Origin of the sequence: Rhodococcus sp. T9N (assembly GCF_024436645.1) — a bacterium.
GTDB classification, from domain to species: domain Bacteria; phylum Actinomycetota; class Actinomycetes; order Mycobacteriales; family Mycobacteriaceae; genus Rhodococcus_F; species Rhodococcus_F qingshengii.
Genome location: NZ_JAMSKS010000008.1, coordinates 191,603 through 207,048, shown reverse-complemented (window position 1 = coordinate 207,048; position 15,446 = coordinate 191,603). Strand labels below are relative to the sequence as shown.

At 64.1% G+C, this 15,446-nt stretch carries 14 protein-coding genes; 5 read left to right on the top strand and 9 right to left on the bottom strand.

Features of this window, described 5'->3' with window-relative positions; genetic code table 11:
- Positions 1-35: 35 nt before the first annotated feature.
- Together M1L53_RS15895 and pknB are read right to left on the bottom strand one after the other, a co-directional pair.
- Positions 36-464 (bottom strand): protein-tyrosine phosphatase family protein, encoded by a 429-nt coding sequence (locus M1L53_RS15895; protein ID WP_054187279.1) that lies wholly within the window; start codon positions 462-464, stop codon positions 36-38.
- 27 nt (positions 465-491) lie between these two features.
- Positions 492-2,555 carry a Stk1 family PASTA domain-containing Ser/Thr kinase gene (gene pknB / locus M1L53_RS15890; protein ID WP_082654851.1) on the bottom strand — a complete coding sequence of 688 codons (2,064 nt, stop codon included), beginning with the start codon at positions 2,553-2,555 and terminating at the stop codon, positions 492-494.
- A 334-nt stretch (positions 2,556-2,889) separates the two neighbouring features.
- Between pknB and M1L53_RS15885 the strand changes: the two genes are divergently transcribed.
- On the top strand, positions 2,890-3,258 hold the full coding sequence (locus M1L53_RS15885; RefSeq protein WP_003941747.1) for an Rv2175c family DNA-binding protein: 369 nt from the start codon (positions 2,890-2,892) through the stop codon (positions 3,256-3,258).
- 20 nt (positions 3,259-3,278) lie between these two features.
- Here the strand turns inward: M1L53_RS15885 and M1L53_RS15880 are convergent, their stop codons facing one another.
- From M1L53_RS15880 to M1L53_RS15865, 4 genes are all read right to left on the bottom strand, one after another.
- Positions 3,279-4,223: a phytoene/squalene synthase family protein gene (locus M1L53_RS15880; RefSeq protein ID WP_050655812.1), complete on the bottom strand. Its 945-nt coding sequence runs from the start codon at positions 4,221-4,223 to the stop codon at positions 3,279-3,281.
- A 10-nt stretch (positions 4,224-4,233) separates the two neighbouring features.
- The gene (locus tag M1L53_RS15875; RefSeq protein ID WP_003941737.1) at positions 4,234-5,811 is read right to left on the bottom strand and encodes an alpha-(1->6)-mannopyranosyltransferase A; all 1,578 of its coding nucleotides are present in this window, start codon (positions 5,809-5,811) and stop codon (positions 4,234-4,236) included.
- Between the two features lie 98 nt (positions 5,812-5,909).
- Positions 5,910-7,502 carry a phytoene desaturase family protein gene (gene crtI / locus M1L53_RS15870; protein WP_054187277.1) on the bottom strand — a complete coding sequence of 531 codons (1,593 nt, stop codon included), beginning with the start codon at positions 7,500-7,502 and terminating at the stop codon, positions 5,910-5,912.
- A 2-nt stretch (positions 7,503-7,504) separates the two neighbouring features.
- Positions 7,505-8,644 (bottom strand): polyprenyl synthetase family protein, encoded by a 1,140-nt coding sequence (locus tag M1L53_RS15865; protein WP_083471158.1) that lies wholly within the window; start codon positions 8,642-8,644, stop codon positions 7,505-7,507.
- Between the two features lie 170 nt (positions 8,645-8,814).
- On the opposite strand from M1L53_RS15865, the gene M1L53_RS15860 reads away from it, so the two are divergent.
- Positions 8,815-9,804, top strand: a complete 990-nt coding sequence (locus M1L53_RS15860; RefSeq protein ID WP_003941803.1) for a methylenetetrahydrofolate reductase — start codon at positions 8,815-8,817, stop codon at positions 9,802-9,804.
- Positions 9,805-9,851: 47 nt separating this feature from the next.
- Here M1L53_RS15860 and M1L53_RS15855 read toward each other — a convergent pair whose 3' ends face one another.
- The 3 genes from M1L53_RS15855 to M1L53_RS15845 all read right to left on the bottom strand — a co-directional run bounded on the left by M1L53_RS15855 (position 9,852) and on the right by M1L53_RS15845 (position 12,917).
- Positions 9,852-10,646, bottom strand: a complete 795-nt coding sequence (locus M1L53_RS15855) for an LppM family (lipo)protein (protein ID WP_232319011.1) — start codon at positions 10,644-10,646, stop codon at positions 9,852-9,854.
- A gap of 70 nt (positions 10,647-10,716) precedes the next feature.
- Complete coding sequence (locus tag M1L53_RS15850) at positions 10,717-12,315, bottom strand: NAD(P)/FAD-dependent oxidoreductase (protein ID WP_042452826.1); 1,599 nt, start codon at positions 12,313-12,315, stop codon at positions 10,717-10,719.
- Entirely contained in the window at positions 12,312-12,917 is a 606-nt protein-coding gene (locus tag M1L53_RS15845) for an N-acetyltransferase (protein WP_042921844.1), read from the bottom strand. The genes M1L53_RS15850 and M1L53_RS15845 overlap by 4 nt, the downstream gene beginning before the upstream one ends.
- Positions 12,918-13,064: 147 nt before the next feature.
- On the opposite strand from M1L53_RS15845, the gene M1L53_RS15840 reads away from it, so the two are divergent.
- The 3 genes from M1L53_RS15840 (at position 13,065) to mraZ (ending at position 15,326) form a co-directional block, all read left to right on the top strand.
- The gene (locus M1L53_RS15840) at positions 13,065-13,616 is read left to right on the top strand and encodes an SAV_6107 family HEPN domain-containing protein (RefSeq protein ID WP_231783463.1); all 552 of its coding nucleotides are present in this window, start codon (positions 13,065-13,067) and stop codon (positions 13,614-13,616) included.
- 237 nt (positions 13,617-13,853) lie between these two features.
- A complete protein-coding gene (locus M1L53_RS15835) occupies positions 13,854-14,300 on the top strand; it encodes a DUF3040 domain-containing protein (protein ID WP_054187275.1) in 447 nt (148 codons plus the stop codon).
- A 594-nt stretch (positions 14,301-14,894) separates the two neighbouring features.
- Positions 14,895-15,326, top strand: a complete 432-nt coding sequence (mraZ, locus tag M1L53_RS15830) for a division/cell wall cluster transcriptional repressor MraZ (protein ID WP_003941779.1) — start codon at positions 14,895-14,897, stop codon at positions 15,324-15,326.
- The last annotated feature ends 120 nt before the right edge of the window (positions 15,327-15,446 follow it).

Below are 15,446 nucleotides of genomic sequence, written 5' to 3'. Positions count from 1 at the left end.
ACGCCCTCACCCGCTCGCGCAGGTGGGGGCGTTCGCTATTGCGTGAATCGTGTGACGAATCGGCGCTGCCAGGGCATTTCGACGGCGCGAGGTGAGTAACGTGCGCGAACGTACGCGGTGGCGTCCTCACTGGGCACTCCGTCCATGACGGCAAGAGCGGCCAACGCTGTTCCGGTGCGGCCGTATCCACCACCGCACGCGATCTCGACTCTTTCGGTTTCCGAGCGCACCCACACTTCGTGCAGGGCCCTGCGCAGCGCATCGGGATCGCTCGGCAACCAGAAATCTCGCCAGCGGACCCACTCCGACTCCCACTCGGTGTCGGGAGGTTCTTTGCCGGTCAGATAGACGCCGAAGGTGGGGAGAGGTCCGGAAGGAAGTGGATTGCGGAGTCCTCGACCCCGAATCGATCTCCCCGACGGCAAGTCGAGTATCCCAATGCTCTCGGGTTCCCACGTGGCCATGAATTCAGATTAGGCCGAAGCGGACTGTCAGGGAATTGCGACGACGCTGATGTCGGTGCCCTTGGCAACGAGGTCGTTCTTGACGCTCTGGCTGATGATGACCGAGCTGTCGTTCTGGGTGAGCTGACGCACGGTGATCTCGAGGCCGAGGCGGCCGAGTTCTTCGCGTGCTGAGGAGACGGAGCGGCCGATCAGCGAGGGAACCTTGACGGAGTCGGAGATGAGGAGAACCACGGAGGTGCCGGCGTTGACGGAGGACCCGACAGCGGGATCGGTGCCGATTACGCTACCGCCCTCGACGGCGTCGTCGAACGTTGTTCTGGTGGTGCTGACTGAGATGCCTACCTTGTCGAGGGCGGCGCGCGCAGCGTTCTCGGACATGCCCTTCACATCGGGAATGTCCACGGGCGGTGACCCTTTGGATGTGATGACCTTGACCGAGGAGCCCACGGCAACTTCGGTTCCCGGTGCCGGGTCGAGCGCGGCCACGCCGCCGATCGGGATCTTGGAGCTGAATGTGTCCCCGCCGTCGACCGCGACGAGAGTGCGGTCGGCGAGTTGTGCGCCCAGGGCCGAGACGTCGCCGCCGGCCGGAATGGGCGGGACAGTCGGACGCCCGAGCGAAGTCAGCAGCGCGACGGTCGAGCCTTTGGTAACCCTCGAGCCGGAGGCCGGGTCTGTCCCGATCACCGTGTCGATGGGTTGGGCGTCGGAGTATTGACCCTGGACGTCGGGGGAGAGCCCGGCGTCCTGCAGAGCGGTGACCGCAGTGTCCTTGGTCAGCCCGTCGATCGAGGGAACAGCTGTATAGCGGCCCGAGCCCATCCACCATCCGCCGAAGCCCAACGCGAGCGCGAGGACCGCGATGACGAGCAGCCAGATCAGGGTGGCTCGTCGCGATTTACGACGTGCCTCGACAAAATGAGCATGCGGATCGTCGTGCCCCGGGTGGTCGTCGCCGAAATCGGAACCGTCGTCGAAATCCGAGTCACCGTCGACCGTCGCCGGACGAGCAGTTTGTGTGGTGACCGCGCGAGTGTGCTGGATACCGCCAGGGGGAGGAGAGCCCGTGCCGAGCGCCGTGGTGGCTGCCACAGCCGGGGCCACGCCGGACGCCAATACCGTCGTGGCAGCGGGGTTCGGTCGCGCGGCAGAGTTCGGATGTACCTCCGTGGGAGGCGCAGGCGCCGGTTGTGGCCGGGCCGGGGCAACTTGCGCGCTCTGGTGCTGGGCGCTTCGACGCGGAGCGGGAACGCGGTATGACGGAAGTTCCAGTTGCTCGCTCACACTGCGAAGTGCAGCTGCCATCTCACCGGCGTCGGCGAAACGATGTGCGGGCTCGCGGTGAGTGGCTTCGGCAACCAGACGATCGAACTGCGCCGGTACACCGGGGATACGTGAACCTGGGCGCGGGACATCGTCGTGGATGCGTTGGTAGGCGATGGAGAGTGACGTATCGCCGGTGAACGGTGTTGTACCGGTGAGAAGTTCGAACATCAACACGCCGGTCGAGTAGACGTCGCTTCGAGTGTCGGCAATTCCTGACGTCACCTGTTCCGGCGACAGATAGGCCGCGGTGCCGAGGATCACGCTGTTGGAGGTGGTGGTTGCTGCCGCAGCTGCACGCACCAATCCGAAGTCGGCGATCTTCACTTCGCCGGTGTCCGAGATCAAGATGTTCTCGGGTTTGACGTCACGGTGAACCAGTCCCGCTCGATGCGCCACCGCCAACGCGTCCAGGACAGGTGCCACGACTGCAGCGACTGCGTGTGGCGGCATCGGTCCGCGCTCACGAAGGAGTTCACGCAAGGTTCCACCGTCGACGAGTTCCATCACGAGGAACACGTGATTGCGATCGCTGCCTTGGTCGTAGACGGCCACAAGGGCCGGATGCTTGAGTCGGGCCACGGCCCGGGCCTCGAACTCGAAACGAGTCAGGAACGCTGGATCGCCGGCGAATTGCGGGTCCATCACCTTGATCGCGACAGGTCGATCCAACCGTGTATCGAGGCCTCGATACACGGTCGACATACCGCCGCGCGCGATCGGTGCGTCCACTCGATAGCGGCGCTCGAGCATTTCGCCGATCAACCCTCGACCTCCGTAATGACTGTTCCTCCGTGCTTGCGATCTGCGTGCTTGTGATCTGCGTGCTTGTGATCTGTCTGCTTGCGGTCTGGGTGGTAGCTGTCAGCAATGTGGGTGGTTGTATACCGCGTACCGGTTCCCGCAGTGAGGGCACCCATTTACATCCACCGCGAAATCCCGGTTACTGATACGCCGCATCCCGTCCATCGTAGCCAGCGATACCGACGCGGAAGTCTCGAGAACGTCACAGAGCGTTGTGACCTGAGCGGAGCGGCAGTTTCGAGCACTGCACCGGGCGGTACACAGCGGGCTCGCCGGACCGGATAAACTTCTCGCGGTGAGCGCGATTCCTTATTGTGATGATGTCCTGGATTCTTCGGTTTCCCTGTTCCAGCTTGTGGATGTGGCGAAGAACGTCGGGTTGCCGGTGAGCAAGGTTCACCAGTTGCTTCGCGATCACAAGATCATCGCAGTCAAGCGGCATGGCGTTCTCGGTGTCCCCGAAGTGTTCTTCGGCGAGGACGGCCAGATCGTCAAGTGGCTGCCCGGTCTGCTGGCGGTGCTGCACGACGGCGGCTACACCGATGTCGAAATCCTCCGCTGGTTGTTCCTGGCCGACGATTCCCTGCCGGGGCGCCCGGTGGACGCACTGCATGGTGATCTCGCGCGTGAGGTCATCCGCCGCGCACAGGCCATGGCTTTCTGAGCTGCCGGCCTTCTGACAACTCACCGCATGCGGTTTTTCGCCGCGTAGGTTGCCGACCGGACCAGACCCGGCGCAGCGACTCGAAGTCGCGTGCGTCCGGGAACGGACACACGTCGATGCAGTATCCGGAAGTCGGCGCGCTCGACCTGGTCGAGAATTGCTCCGTACAACACGAAAGCCGTGCGGATCGACGGCTGGACCCGCCGATCGAGCATCGGGATGCCGGATTCGGCGGTCCGATACCGCCCCCGCGTCACGGCGATGAAGTGTGCCAGCGCGCGCTTGACCCGAACGTCCACCGTTTCGGTTCTTCGCCCATGTTCGAGCATCTCGATGTCGACCCCGAATGCGGCGAACTCGCCTGCCGGGAGATACAGACGTCCCCGGTCGAGGTCTTCACCGACGTCGCGGATGAAGTTGGTCAGCTGAAACGCCTCACCGAGATTCGACGCGGGCACTACCGCTTCCTGCTGCGGAACGCTCACTCCGAGAATCGGGAGCATCTGCAAACCGATGACGACGGCGGAGCCGTACATGTACTCGGCAAGCTCGTCCATCGTGTCGTAGACGGGTCGAAACTTCGCCGTGTCGGGGGCGTCCATCCGCATGGACTCGAAGAAGGCGTCGAAATATGCGCGCGGGATGTCGAACGTCTTCACAGCATCCGCGAAGGCCGGGAGTACGCGTGTCAGGTCGAGGGGAACCGTCGACGGAACGTCACCTGTCACAGTGGGGTTGTCGAGTGCGTTGACGGCTGCACGTTCGACGTCGGCGAGCACCGTGCCTCGTTCATGCGGACCCGAGGGTTCGTCCACGACGTCGTCGACGACGCGAGCAAATGCGTAGAGCGCGTGAACTGCGCGGCGTCGAGGTTCGGGCAACAACCGGGTGGCCAGAAAGTACGTTCGGCCGTGTTCCCTCGTCACGTTCTCGCAGAATTCATAGGACGCAGGCAGTGCGTTCATGACACGCGGATCACGCAGATCCTGACGTCGAGGGCGCCGAGGCGGCTGACGTCATTTCGATCGGTTTCTCGTGTTTGCGTCCACGAAGTCGCAGTGGGTCTTCCGTCTGCAAGGACATCGCCGCGATCACGGCAGCGACGATGGCCAGAGCAACGTGCGGGAAGGTGTACAGGCCGATCGATCCGTCCGGCTGGAACACCAGCATCAGCCAGGTGGACAGCCCGGTCAGTACGGCGAGAGTCGTCGGCGACATTGCGAAACCGGCAGCTACTGCCAGCGGCCAGGAGTAGTACCAGGGGAGTGCTGCGGGGGACAGAACGACGATGGCGACCATCACGATCACGATGCCCATGACGGCGTCGCGCTCGGTCTTGCGGTAGCGCCACCACACGACGGCGATGATCGCGATCAACACAACCGCCGAGATGGTCCGGGAGACTTCGAGGATGTCGTTGAAATGGTCGCCGGCGAACCAGGAGGTTGCCATGGTTCCGATGTGCGCCACGATCGTGGGCAGCGAGAGCCAGTTGATGATCTTTGCCGAACCGGAGAGTGCCGTCGTCCAGCCGAGGCCGACTCCGGCGATCAGTGAGGTGGATCCGAGTACCGCCACGAACACCGCGAAACCTGCGCCGGCCGTTTTGACGAACGATCGGATCGGTGACGCCGGTTCTCGCCCGGCGGCTGCGGCGTCCTCCCGCTCGTGGATCATCCAGATCCAGACTATGAAGGGAAGTGCGACGCCTGCGGTTGCCTTGATCGCGACGGCGAGCGCGATCAGCCCGATCCCGAAGAGGTGCTTGCGTTCGAGAGCGAGCGCAATGCCTGCGGCCATGAGGCCGACCATGAGCATCTCGTTGTGAACGCCGCCGATCAGGTGGATCAGGACGAGGGGATTGAGTACTGCGAGCCACAGGGCGATCGAGGTGTTTCCGCCGAGCTTCGTCGCGAGATGGGGAACGGCCCACATCATCAGGGCGAGTCCGGGGAGCATCGTGATCCGCAACAGCATCGTGCCGGCGATGACGTTCTCGCCGGTCAGCCGAACGATGGCGTCGGCAAGGAGAAGGTGAACCGGACCGTACGGGGTAGTTGTCGTCGTCCACACGTTGGAGACGTTGTCGAGCAGGATTCCCGGATTGACGACGGGGCCGACGGCATACGGGTCGAAGCCGTTGCGCAACAACGCGCCTTGCGCCAGGTAGGAGTAGGCGTCACGGCTGAACATGGGCACCGCGAACAGCAGCGGAAACGTCCAGACCGGGACGACGTAGCGCAGGCCGCGCAACGAGACATCACCGCGCAGAGTCGAGCGGCCCAGTCGAACCCAGGCGGCGATCATGCACAGGACACCGATCCAGACGATGGCCGCCGACAGAATCGATCCGTGTCCGAAACGGAGCCAGGACAGATGCATCGACTCGAGCAGCGGATCTTGGCGCCGGACGCTACCGGCACCGAATCCGCCGAAAGTGATCATGACTGCGCCGAAGAAACCGAGCAGTGCACTGTGACCTTCGGGAGTCCGAAGGAAATTGGCGGCCCTTAGGTGCCACGGTCTTTCAGTGGCTGCGGCAGAGGACGTCATCGGTGCAGGTTCCTCCCCCGAGGAGATCGGTGTCGATCGGCGCATGCAGCGCCCGAGTCGGTGAATCGTGGATGAATGGTCGGTTACGAGGGGCTAGTTTAGTTGCTCGCACGAGTGCCCACCGCGCTGGCTCGCTCGCGTGTACCGGTAATACGTTCGGCGGCGAGCCGTCCGGACAGCAGAACGGTCGGTACTCCCACCCCCGGAACGGTTCCCGATCCGGCGAGAACGACGTTGTCGAAGCCGCGGGCGAGGTTCTTGCGTCGGAACGGCCCCGTCTGGGTGAAGGTGTGTGACGCCGCGAACGGGCTACCCGCGGCCATGCCCTTTTCGAGCCAGGTCTGCGGGGTGTCGACGTGATCGATCTCGAACCCTTCGACCAGTCCCGTGTAGCCACGTTCTTGCAGCGTGAGGATGATTTCACGCACGTAGGCCGGGCCGAGAACTTCCCAGTCGAGCGGCGCACTGTCCAGATTCGGGCACGGCGCGAGGACTGACAGCGGTTCACGGATCCGGCCGTCTCGCGAGAAGACCAGGCTCGGGTCGGTCTGCGCCGGTCGGGTGACGAGCAGTGACGGATCACTCATCAGCCGCCCGCGGCCGCGGCGTGCCGTGATCTCGGCGAAGGTGCGCTTCCACGCCTCGCCGAAGTCGATCATGTGGTGTCGCTGCGCGGGCCATTCGTCGGCGACCGCGGAGGAAACAGTGCCGTGAATCACGACGGCGGACGGCGATGTACGCACCGGGCGCGGACGCAATCGCGTATGCGGGCGCAAGAGCGAGTCCGTGACGGCCATGTCGGGAGTGAGGACGGCGGCGTCACAGTCGAAGCGCTCGCCGTCGCGTGTGTGAACGGTGTGCACGCGCCGTCCGCTCACCTCGAGGCGTTCGACAGTGCGGCCGAGATGCAGAATTCCGCCGGCCTCGGTGAAGGCGTCGGCCATCGACTCGGCGATCGTGCGCATCCCGCCCTCGGGGAAGTAGACGCCGAGTGAGGTGTCCATGTGAGCGATCGCCCCGTACACCGCGAGGGCCCGAGACGGAGCAACGCCCGCATACAGCGCTTGGAAGGTGAAGATCCGCCGGAGGCGAGGGTCGCGGATCTTGCGATCCACCTGCCCGCCCAGTTTCCCGAATCCTCCCAGTGCGACGAGCCGGCTCAGATCTTTGACTGCGTCACGCGAATTGACCAGTCCGAGGGGAGAATCGAAGTCGGCGTCCATGAAGCGGTCGAATTCCGCGTCGAAGATCCGGTTCAGCCATCGCCGCAACGCACGGTATCGCTGCGCTTCTTCCGGCCCGCAGACACGGGAGACTTCGGCAGCCATGTCTTCTGGGTCGGCGTGGACATCGAGAGCGGTGCCGTCTGCGAATCGCGCGTGGTACGTCGGATCGAGCTTGTGCACAACGAATTTGGGGTTTGTCGAGGCTGGGTCGGCGCCGACGGCCGCAAGGGCGTCTTCGACGAGTTCGGGCATCGTGAGCACCGTTGCGCCGTTGTCGATGCTGTAGTCATTGCCCTGGTAGACACCGACTCGCCCACCGACCGAGCTGTTGCTCTCGAGAATCGTGACGTCGCGGCCGGCGCCACGCAGATACAACCCCGCAGACAGTCCGGCAAGTCCCGCGCCGACGATCACGACTCGATCGGTCGGCGAGCTGACGGTTCGAGTGCGGTGCACGTGTGCCACGGTCAGTAGCTTCGCTTCGTGGCCGCGATCGCCATGTCGGTCAGGCGAGCCTTGGACTCTGCCGTTGCCGTGCTCGAGTCGAGGGCGTTCGCAGCTGCCTCGACGAGGGTGTCGATCTGCGTTTCGACGTCGGTGACGGCGCCCAGATCGGTGATCACCTGGCGCAGAGTGTCGACCTCGGTGTCGGTCAGCTGCGTGCCGATTCCGTTGCGGAGCAGTTCTGCTGCCGCCGGATCTGCGGCGTCGGCGCGGGCAAGCGCCATCGCGAACAGGACAGTTCGCTTACCGGCGATGAGATCGTCGCCCGACGGTTTGCCCGTGACGGACGGATCTCCGAAGACACCGAGCAGGTCGTCGCGAAGTTGGAAGGCGATACCGATGTCCGTGCCGAAGGTCCGGTAGGCGTCGACCAACTCGGCGTCCGCACCGAACAGCGCGGCGCCGAGGTGCAGTGGGCGTTCGATCGTGTACGCGGCGGTCTTGTAGCGGTTGACCCGCATGGCTGCCTCGACGGTCTCGTCGCCTCGGGCTTCATTGCTGATGTCGAGGAATTGGCCACCGAGCACCTCGTTGCGCATTGCCGACCAGACCGGGCTGACACGTGCGGCCGCCTCGGGGCTGATCCCGGATTCTCGGATCATGTCGTCCGCCCAGGCCAAGGCCAGGTCGCCGAGAAGAATGGCGACGGCCTCGCCGAAGTGCGCGGAATCGCCGCTCCACTCCTCGTCTCGGTGCTGGTCCTCGAATTCGACATGAACGGTCGGGAAGCCGCGCCTGGTCGTGGATGCGTCGATGATGTCGTCGTGGACGAGCGCGCAGGCCTGCACCAGTTCGAGGGCGGCGCACGCACGAATCACCGCGTCTGCGCCCTTACCGTTCGGGTCGCCTCCGGCGCCGAGCCATCCCGTCCAGGCGAACGACGGTCGGACGCGCTTTCCTCCGCGCAGGACGAAGGCCTCGAGGGTGCTGACGGCCTCCTCGTATCCACCGCCTATGTTCGAGACGAGTTCGCGGCGTGAAGCGAAGAAGTCGCGGAGCGCTGCTTCGAACAGACCTGGCAGTTCGAGTGAGGTCGGATGCGGTGCGGTGTTGGTCGAACTCTGTCCAACGCGCGCGGTTCCTGCGGACAGGGTGGCCTCCAAGATCGGTATGTTCTCGCGCCGGATGGTTACACGGAAGCGAGCTTGGGGCCCAGCTTAGTAGGGGTTGGAATCAACGGCGGGTCGGGCCGTGAACTGCGCGATCCTGACATTCGGGATACGCAGTACTGGGCGATGAGCTTGTTTGCAGCTGGAAAACATATGCTTGACCGGTGACATTCGATCCAGTCAGGGGCCGCTCCAGCGAGGGGTGGGCCACCCGAACACCGTCGATCGTCGATCGGATCGCTTCCTCGACAGGTAGCCGTATTCCGTTCTCGGTCGAGTTTTCGCCGCCGCGTGACGCGGACGCCGAAGCGCGCCTGTGGCGTGCGGTGCGTACCTTCGAGCGGCTCGGACCGGCGTTCGTCTCGATGACCTACGGCGCAGGTGGCTCGACGCGCGATCGTACGGTGCGTGTCACCGGCGAACTTGCCGAAGAGACGACCCTGCTGCCGGTTGCTCACCTGACTGCTGTCTCACACAGCACCGAAGAGCTTCGCGCCATGGTCGGTGCCTACGCCGATCGTGGGATCAGCAACATCCTCGTATTGCGCGGCGATCCGCCCGGCGATCCGCTCGGCGAATGGAAGAAGCATCCCGAAGGCGTCGAGTACGCCGAGGAACTCGTACGGATGGTCCGTGACCTGGGCGACTTCCACGTCGGCGTCGCGTCGTTCCCCGAGGGGCACTATCGCGCTCCGGACTTGGCGTACGACACGAAGTACCTGGTGTCGAAGTTGCGTGCCGGCGCCGAGTACTCGATCACACAGATGTTCTTCGACGTGGAGGACTACCTGCGTCTTCGTGACCGGGTGAGTGCGTACGACGCAGAACAGGGCGCCAAGCCGATCATCCCGGAGATCATGCCGGTGACGTCGCTACGCTCGGTGCGGCGCATGCTCGAGCTCTCGGGCTCGTCATTGCCCCCCGCTCTCGAGCGTCGATTCGACGCCGCGGCCGGAAGCGGTCCGGACGAGAACCGTGCAGCGGTCCGCGAACTCGGCATCGATCTGGCCACCGAGATGGGTGAGCGGTTGATCGCTGAAGGCGCTCCGTGCCTGCACTTCATCACTTTGAACTTTGCGCGCGCCACCAGTGAGGTCCTCGAGCGACTCGGTCTCACCCCCGACACCTCTGTCGGGACAGCACAAGCCGTCTGATCCCGTTGCCCCGCTCGACACCAATCGAGGGGGGCAATCGCCAGGCGCTACTTCGTGGTGTTTTTCGGATTCCTGTTGTCAGCTTGCTTGCTGGCAGGTGATTTCGTGACAGGCGTCTTCATGACCGTTGCTTTCGCGGCCGGCGCGCGCTTGATCGGTGCTCGATTGCGCGCCATCCAGGCCATTGCACCGACGACAATCGCGACACCGAGCGCCAGCCCGGCCATGATTCCTGCCCACCCGGCGAAGCTTCGGGTGCTTGGGTCCGCGTAGTTGACCTCGGCGCGCATCGTGGACACCTCGCCGGCGGGCAAGGTCCACGACACCCGGGAATCGCCGTCTCGTGTTCCGTTGGTCGTGCCGACCCGTGCCGGGAAGGCGATGCTGACCTGGACGTCGGCGCCCTGAGTCGGAACCGTCTTCAGGTCTGCCTTGCCGTCGAGCGTGACGGTGTCCCCGGATCGCTTGAGGGTGATCTGGAACGACCCGGACCCCTCGGCGTACATGGAGCCCAGTTGGGCGACGTCACCGAAGGACAAGTCGCTGAAGAACGCTTGGCTGCCGACGTACCCGTCCTTCTTGTACTCCTGAACCCGTATCTTGTCCTCCAGCGACGAAGGTGGGGTCAGCTGCGGACCCTTGTCCGCCTCGTTCGCCGGAATAGCGGCAGCTACCACCTGTCCGGTCACACGATCGTTCGCGGACACTCCCATCGACACCTGCACGCGGATGCACCCGGCCAGCAAGGGAACAAGCATGAGGGCGAGCGCGGCAACCGTCAGGAAACGTTTCCGACTGGTCGGCTTGGCGGCGGGATCGGTGGACTGTTGCACAGTGGTCATCGTGCCAGCCGTGGCGTAGCCAGTCATCGAGGCGGGGGCGTGTCGGCGGGTGAAGTTCGGCGGGTGACCTTCACGACCTGCTCGAACGACGCATCCAACGACGAGTCGCGCCCCGGCGGCTGTCCGACAGTGCGATTCGAGCCGCACTGCGACCGCTGGCTCCGGACACACCGCCACCGGGATGAGTCGATGCTCCGGTCAGATACAACCCGTCTGCTCCCGGAACACGATGGCCGGACAGTTCCGGAAGCGGTCGCCACAACATCATCTGATCGAGTGACATCTCGACGTGCATGACATTTCCGCCGATCATCCCCAATTCCGACTCGATGTCCCGGGGAGTCTGAATGAACCGGTCGAGGACGGAATCGGCGAACCCGGGTGCGAAAGCCTCCATCTCGCCGACGATCCGGTCGGCCTCCGCCTCGGCGACCGATGCCCAATCGCGATGTCCGCTGAGGCGATACGGTTGCCACTGCGACCACAGTGTCACCTGATGCCGACCGGCCGGGGCGATCGTGGGATCGATTCCGCTGAAACTCATTCCGAGAACCGCAGGGCGAGGAGGAAGTTCCCCCGCCAGTGCTGCGCCGTGTGCAGTGCGCAAGTGTGCGCGATCGGAGACGAGTAATTGCAATCCCGAGGTACTTTCCCGTGTCGTGGCGTCGCCGCGGTACGACGGAAGCGCGGATGTCGCCAGTCGAAGTACCGCGCCGATGCCGGGGCCGACCCTGATTTTCCGCCGCCAGTGATCGAGCGTGGTTCGGTCGAAGCCCCCTCGGCCCAGGAGGTCGAGCGTGGTCAGGATGTGGCACCCGGCGATTACCTTGCGAGCGTGAACTTCTCGACCGCTCTCGGTTGTGGCGGTCCAGTGACTCGAGTTTCGGCGGATAGACGTCACGCCGTCACCGAGCGCGACGGTGGCGCCGTCGACAGCCATCCGGGAGGCCAGCGCAGCACTCAGTGCGCCGCTTCCACCGACTGCTCGCCCTGGCGGCAAGACGTGCATGAGGGCCGCGAAGCCGACCATCGGAGCGGTTCCCGGTTCCGACATCGCAGGCCCGGACTGGGCGCCGAACCACGCAAGCGCTGCTTTGAGTGCCTCACTGTCGAAATACTCGTCGAGCAGTGCGTCGCCAGGCGCGAGGAACTGCCGAGACAGTTCGCTGTTGCCGCGTGCGGTGGCGAGACCTCCGAACGCACCGATCAGGTTCGATCCGGTGGGCGGTGCGGAAAACGCTTTCATGACATGTCGACTGCGCTCCGACCAGACCGCGACGAATCGCCGGTAGGAGTCGGCGTCCTTTGTCCCGCATGCTCGTTCGATGGACCAGCAGGTTGCGTCGAGGTCGCGGTGAAACACGATGCCCGGCCCGTCGGTGCCCGGGGCGGGCGGCGCGAACGCCCACGGGTCACAGTCGATGTAGCGCAGTCCGTGCGCGCCGAGTCCGAGTTCCTCGATGATGCCGCTGTGTCGGATCATGAGGTGTGCCGACGACCCCCGGTCCACCTTGTATCCGGGAAATCGCTCGACGGTCGAGACGGCGCCGCCGAGAACCGTGTCCTTCTCCAGAACCTCGACCGACCAACCCTCGCGTGCGAGGTAGGCGGCCGATACGAGCGCGTTGTGTCCGGAGCCGACGACGACGGCGTCGAGAAGCGCGCTCACAGCGGCAGTCCACGGCCGAGGACTGCGAACGGCCGGTTGTCGCCGGCAAAACGAAATCTGCGGAGCACGTCACGAAAGCCGAGGCGACGGTACAGCCGCCAGGCTCGGTTGTCCTCGTCGTACACCTCGGGTGTCGACAACAGAACACTACGTTCGGGTCGATCGACGAGGAGGTGACGCAAGAGCGATTCGCCCAACCGGTGACCTTGTCCGCTCGGATGCACGTGGAGTTCGGTGAGTTCGAAGTAGTCGCTCAGAATCGCGTCGATCTCGCTCTGGGGACGACCCGAGCGCCGAAGCCCGTGCAGTACCTGTTGATGCCACCACTGGTCCGGGCTCCCGCGATACCCGTAAGCGATCCCCACCAGCGGCAGATTTTCGTGTGACGGTTGCTGAGGAACCGCCAAAGCGCCGACTGCCTTCCAGCCAGGCCGGTTCGCGTGCTCCTGCCACATCGGTGCGCGATGGAACTCGGTTCCTCGCGGATAGTCCATCGCGGTGACGTACACGGCCAGTGCCTCGTGGAGTCGACTCGCGAATTCTGCGCGATCGAGGTCGACCGTATGTGGTGTCCAGGCGATCTGCGGGTCGACCGGTCTCACCTCTTCTCTTGACGGCGTGTCGGTGGGTGCAGTTATATTGAATAGGTCGAACAGATGTTCGATGTGGGTGATCCGGAGATGCCCGAAGGGAAGCGGGCATCTCCGGCCCACCTGGTCTTGGATCCTCACGGTGCAGGAGGTGCCCCGATGTCCGAGCGTGTGAAGCCTGAACGTGTGAAGTGCCAACGAACTCTTCCTGCCGAGTTGTCGAGTCCGTCGGATGCCGCAATTTCTCGATTGCCGATGTCGGCGAGGCGGTCCTTCGGCGCGACGGACGCCAGCCACCGCACTGCTCGAGTGGGAAAGTCCGGTGTGGCGTGGGGGCTGCTCCGGAAGGCGGATGCGCTTTTAGAGGAAGCGATTGGGGCGGGCGATCCTGCCGACCGGTTCCGGTGTGCCTACCTGGCGGCCCTACGTGGTGCCGGGGCAGTGTTGGCCGCAGCTCCTGCCGGTGCCGGCTCGAAGCGCAAGCGAAGCGGAAACGCGTGGGTTCTGATGGACGCCGCAGCGCCCGCGTTCGGAGCGTGGTCGAAGTTCTTCGCAGGGTGGTCCGCTACGCGTGCGGCCGTGGAAACCGGCGTGTCGATCGTGATCACGGACTCCGATTCCGACGCATTCTTCGCCGAGGTCGGCCGTTTTCTCACGGCGGTCGAAGATTTCATCGGTCAGGACGCGTCCGAGCATTTGCGAGCGTCGTGAACAAATGGTCCGTGTCGGCAGTTGTTTCCGGGGAATTTCCTGGTCCGCACAGGCAAATGGAGCCGAATCGGGGCCCTTCGGCACGAATACGTACGCTTGTGGCGGAACTCGTACCCGGAGTTGGTGGTCCGAGACCTAAACTGCTCGTATTATGAAAACAGGTAATCGTCCAACTTGATTACCCGCCGCCTCACACCGTGGGGTGGTTGCCAAACTTCCAGTGCCGGGGGAGGTACCGTGCCACTCTCCGAGCACGAGCAGCGCATGCTCGATCAGATCGAGAGCGCTCTCTATGCCGAAGACCCCAAGTTCGCCTCCAATGTGAGGGGCGGCCATATGCGGGCGCCGTCGAGTAGACGGCGGTTCCAAGCAGCGGCTCTATTCGTGCTGGGTCTGGTCCTGCTGATCGCGGGGGTTGCACTCCCGCTCAAGCCGGGCGGTTTTCCGATCATCAGCCTGTTCGGTTTCTTGTTCATGTTCGGCGCAGGGGTGTTGTTCCTCTGGGGTGGTGGACGTAAGTCTGCGCCGGCCGCCGACTCCGCTTCCGAAGGTGGCAATCATCCCTCCGGTCCGCCGGGTAGGGGTAGTGCCGGCGGATCCGGGCGGGGACGCGGCCGGAAGTCCGGCGGCGGATTCTCGTCGCGGATGGAAGATCGATTCAAACGCAGGTTCGAGCAGGACTAGCTCTCCCGCCCTTCTACGGGCGTACTTCGAGAGTGATGCAGTTCGGACGTGACGCCCTCTTCAGGGCACGGACGACCACACGTGTGGCGGTCGGCGACCAAGGTTGCCGACCGCCACACGCCGTTGCTGTGGGTGTTGTACGTGTGCGCCGGCAATCCATCGAGTGAATCAGTGACGTGCGAGCGAATCACTCGCCACTCCTGCTGCCTCAGGGCATGCCCGCGGGCTTCCTCCACTTCGCTCCACTCGGCCCTCCACTTTCCTCCACCCTGGTCGAGCTGCAGCGCACGACCAGACCTCGTCCCGCTCATGTCTATTCGAAAACCGCGCTTGTACTGCGATTTTGTGTGGGGGAGCAACAGATCGTGGCGTAAAGGGTCGATCTGACGGCGGTGTGGGCCGGGACACGGTTACAAATTTCCCCCACGTCTCCCCACCTGCGCTGACCTGCTATTTATCAGCAAATGATGCTGAATAGGGACCATGTGCTCCTTGTTTGTGGGGGAAAGTGGGGTACTGTGGGTTCGGGCGGAGAGCTGAAGCACGATCCGCTCGATAGGGAGGGTTTCAGCGCAAGCTCGCAGGAGGTGTCGAGTGTTCCTCGGTACCTTCACGCCGAAGCTCGACGACAAAGGTCGGCTCACGTTGCCGGCAAAGTTCCGAGACGAACTGGCAGGAGGATTGATGATCACCAAGAGTCAGGATCACAGCCTCGCCATCTACCCCCGGGACGAGTTCGTCAAGCTTGCTCGAAAGGCAGCGGCAGCTCCACGCAATGATCCGGCAGCTCGGGCGTATGTCCGTGCTCTGGCCGCCGGCACAGATGAACAGCACGCCGATGCCCAGGGGCGAATCACCCTCTCGGCTGATCATCGGCGTTACGCAAACCTGTCCAAGGAATGCGTAGTGACCGGCTCCGTCGATTACCTCGAGATCTGGGATCTAGCAGCCTGGGAGAGGTATCTCGGAGACAACGAAGAGGACTATTCGCAGGCAACAGGCGAATCTCTCAGCGAGATCGTCTAGGCGAAGAGCCCCCGGCGAATGCCGCGAGGCCTCTGCCCGGAAAGACCCTGACGCACTTCCCCAGCGCCAGGTTCTCCTTCGGGCAGGGACCTCGAAGCATTCGCCTTCTCGAACAGTCAT

Bases quoted from the DNA above. Each gene is read 5' to 3' on its own strand.
- M1L53_RS15875 (WP_003941737.1), bottom strand. From the start codon at position 5,811: ATGACGTCCTCTGCCGCAGCCACTGAAAGACCGTGGCACCTAAGGGCC.
- M1L53_RS15855 (WP_232319011.1), bottom strand. From the start codon at position 10,646: ATGACCACTGTGCAACAGTCCACCGATCCCGCCGCCAAGCCGACCAGT.
- M1L53_RS15840 (WP_231783463.1), top strand. From the start codon at position 13,065: ATGTCCGAGCGTGTGAAGCCTGAACGTGTGAAGTGCCAACGAACTCTT.
- M1L53_RS15895 (WP_054187279.1), bottom strand. From the start codon at position 464: ATGGCCACGTGGGAACCCGAGAGCATTGGGATACTCGACTTGCCGTCG.
- M1L53_RS15880 (WP_050655812.1), bottom strand. From the start codon at position 4,223: ATGAACGCACTGCCTGCGTCCTATGAATTCTGCGAGAACGTGACGAGG.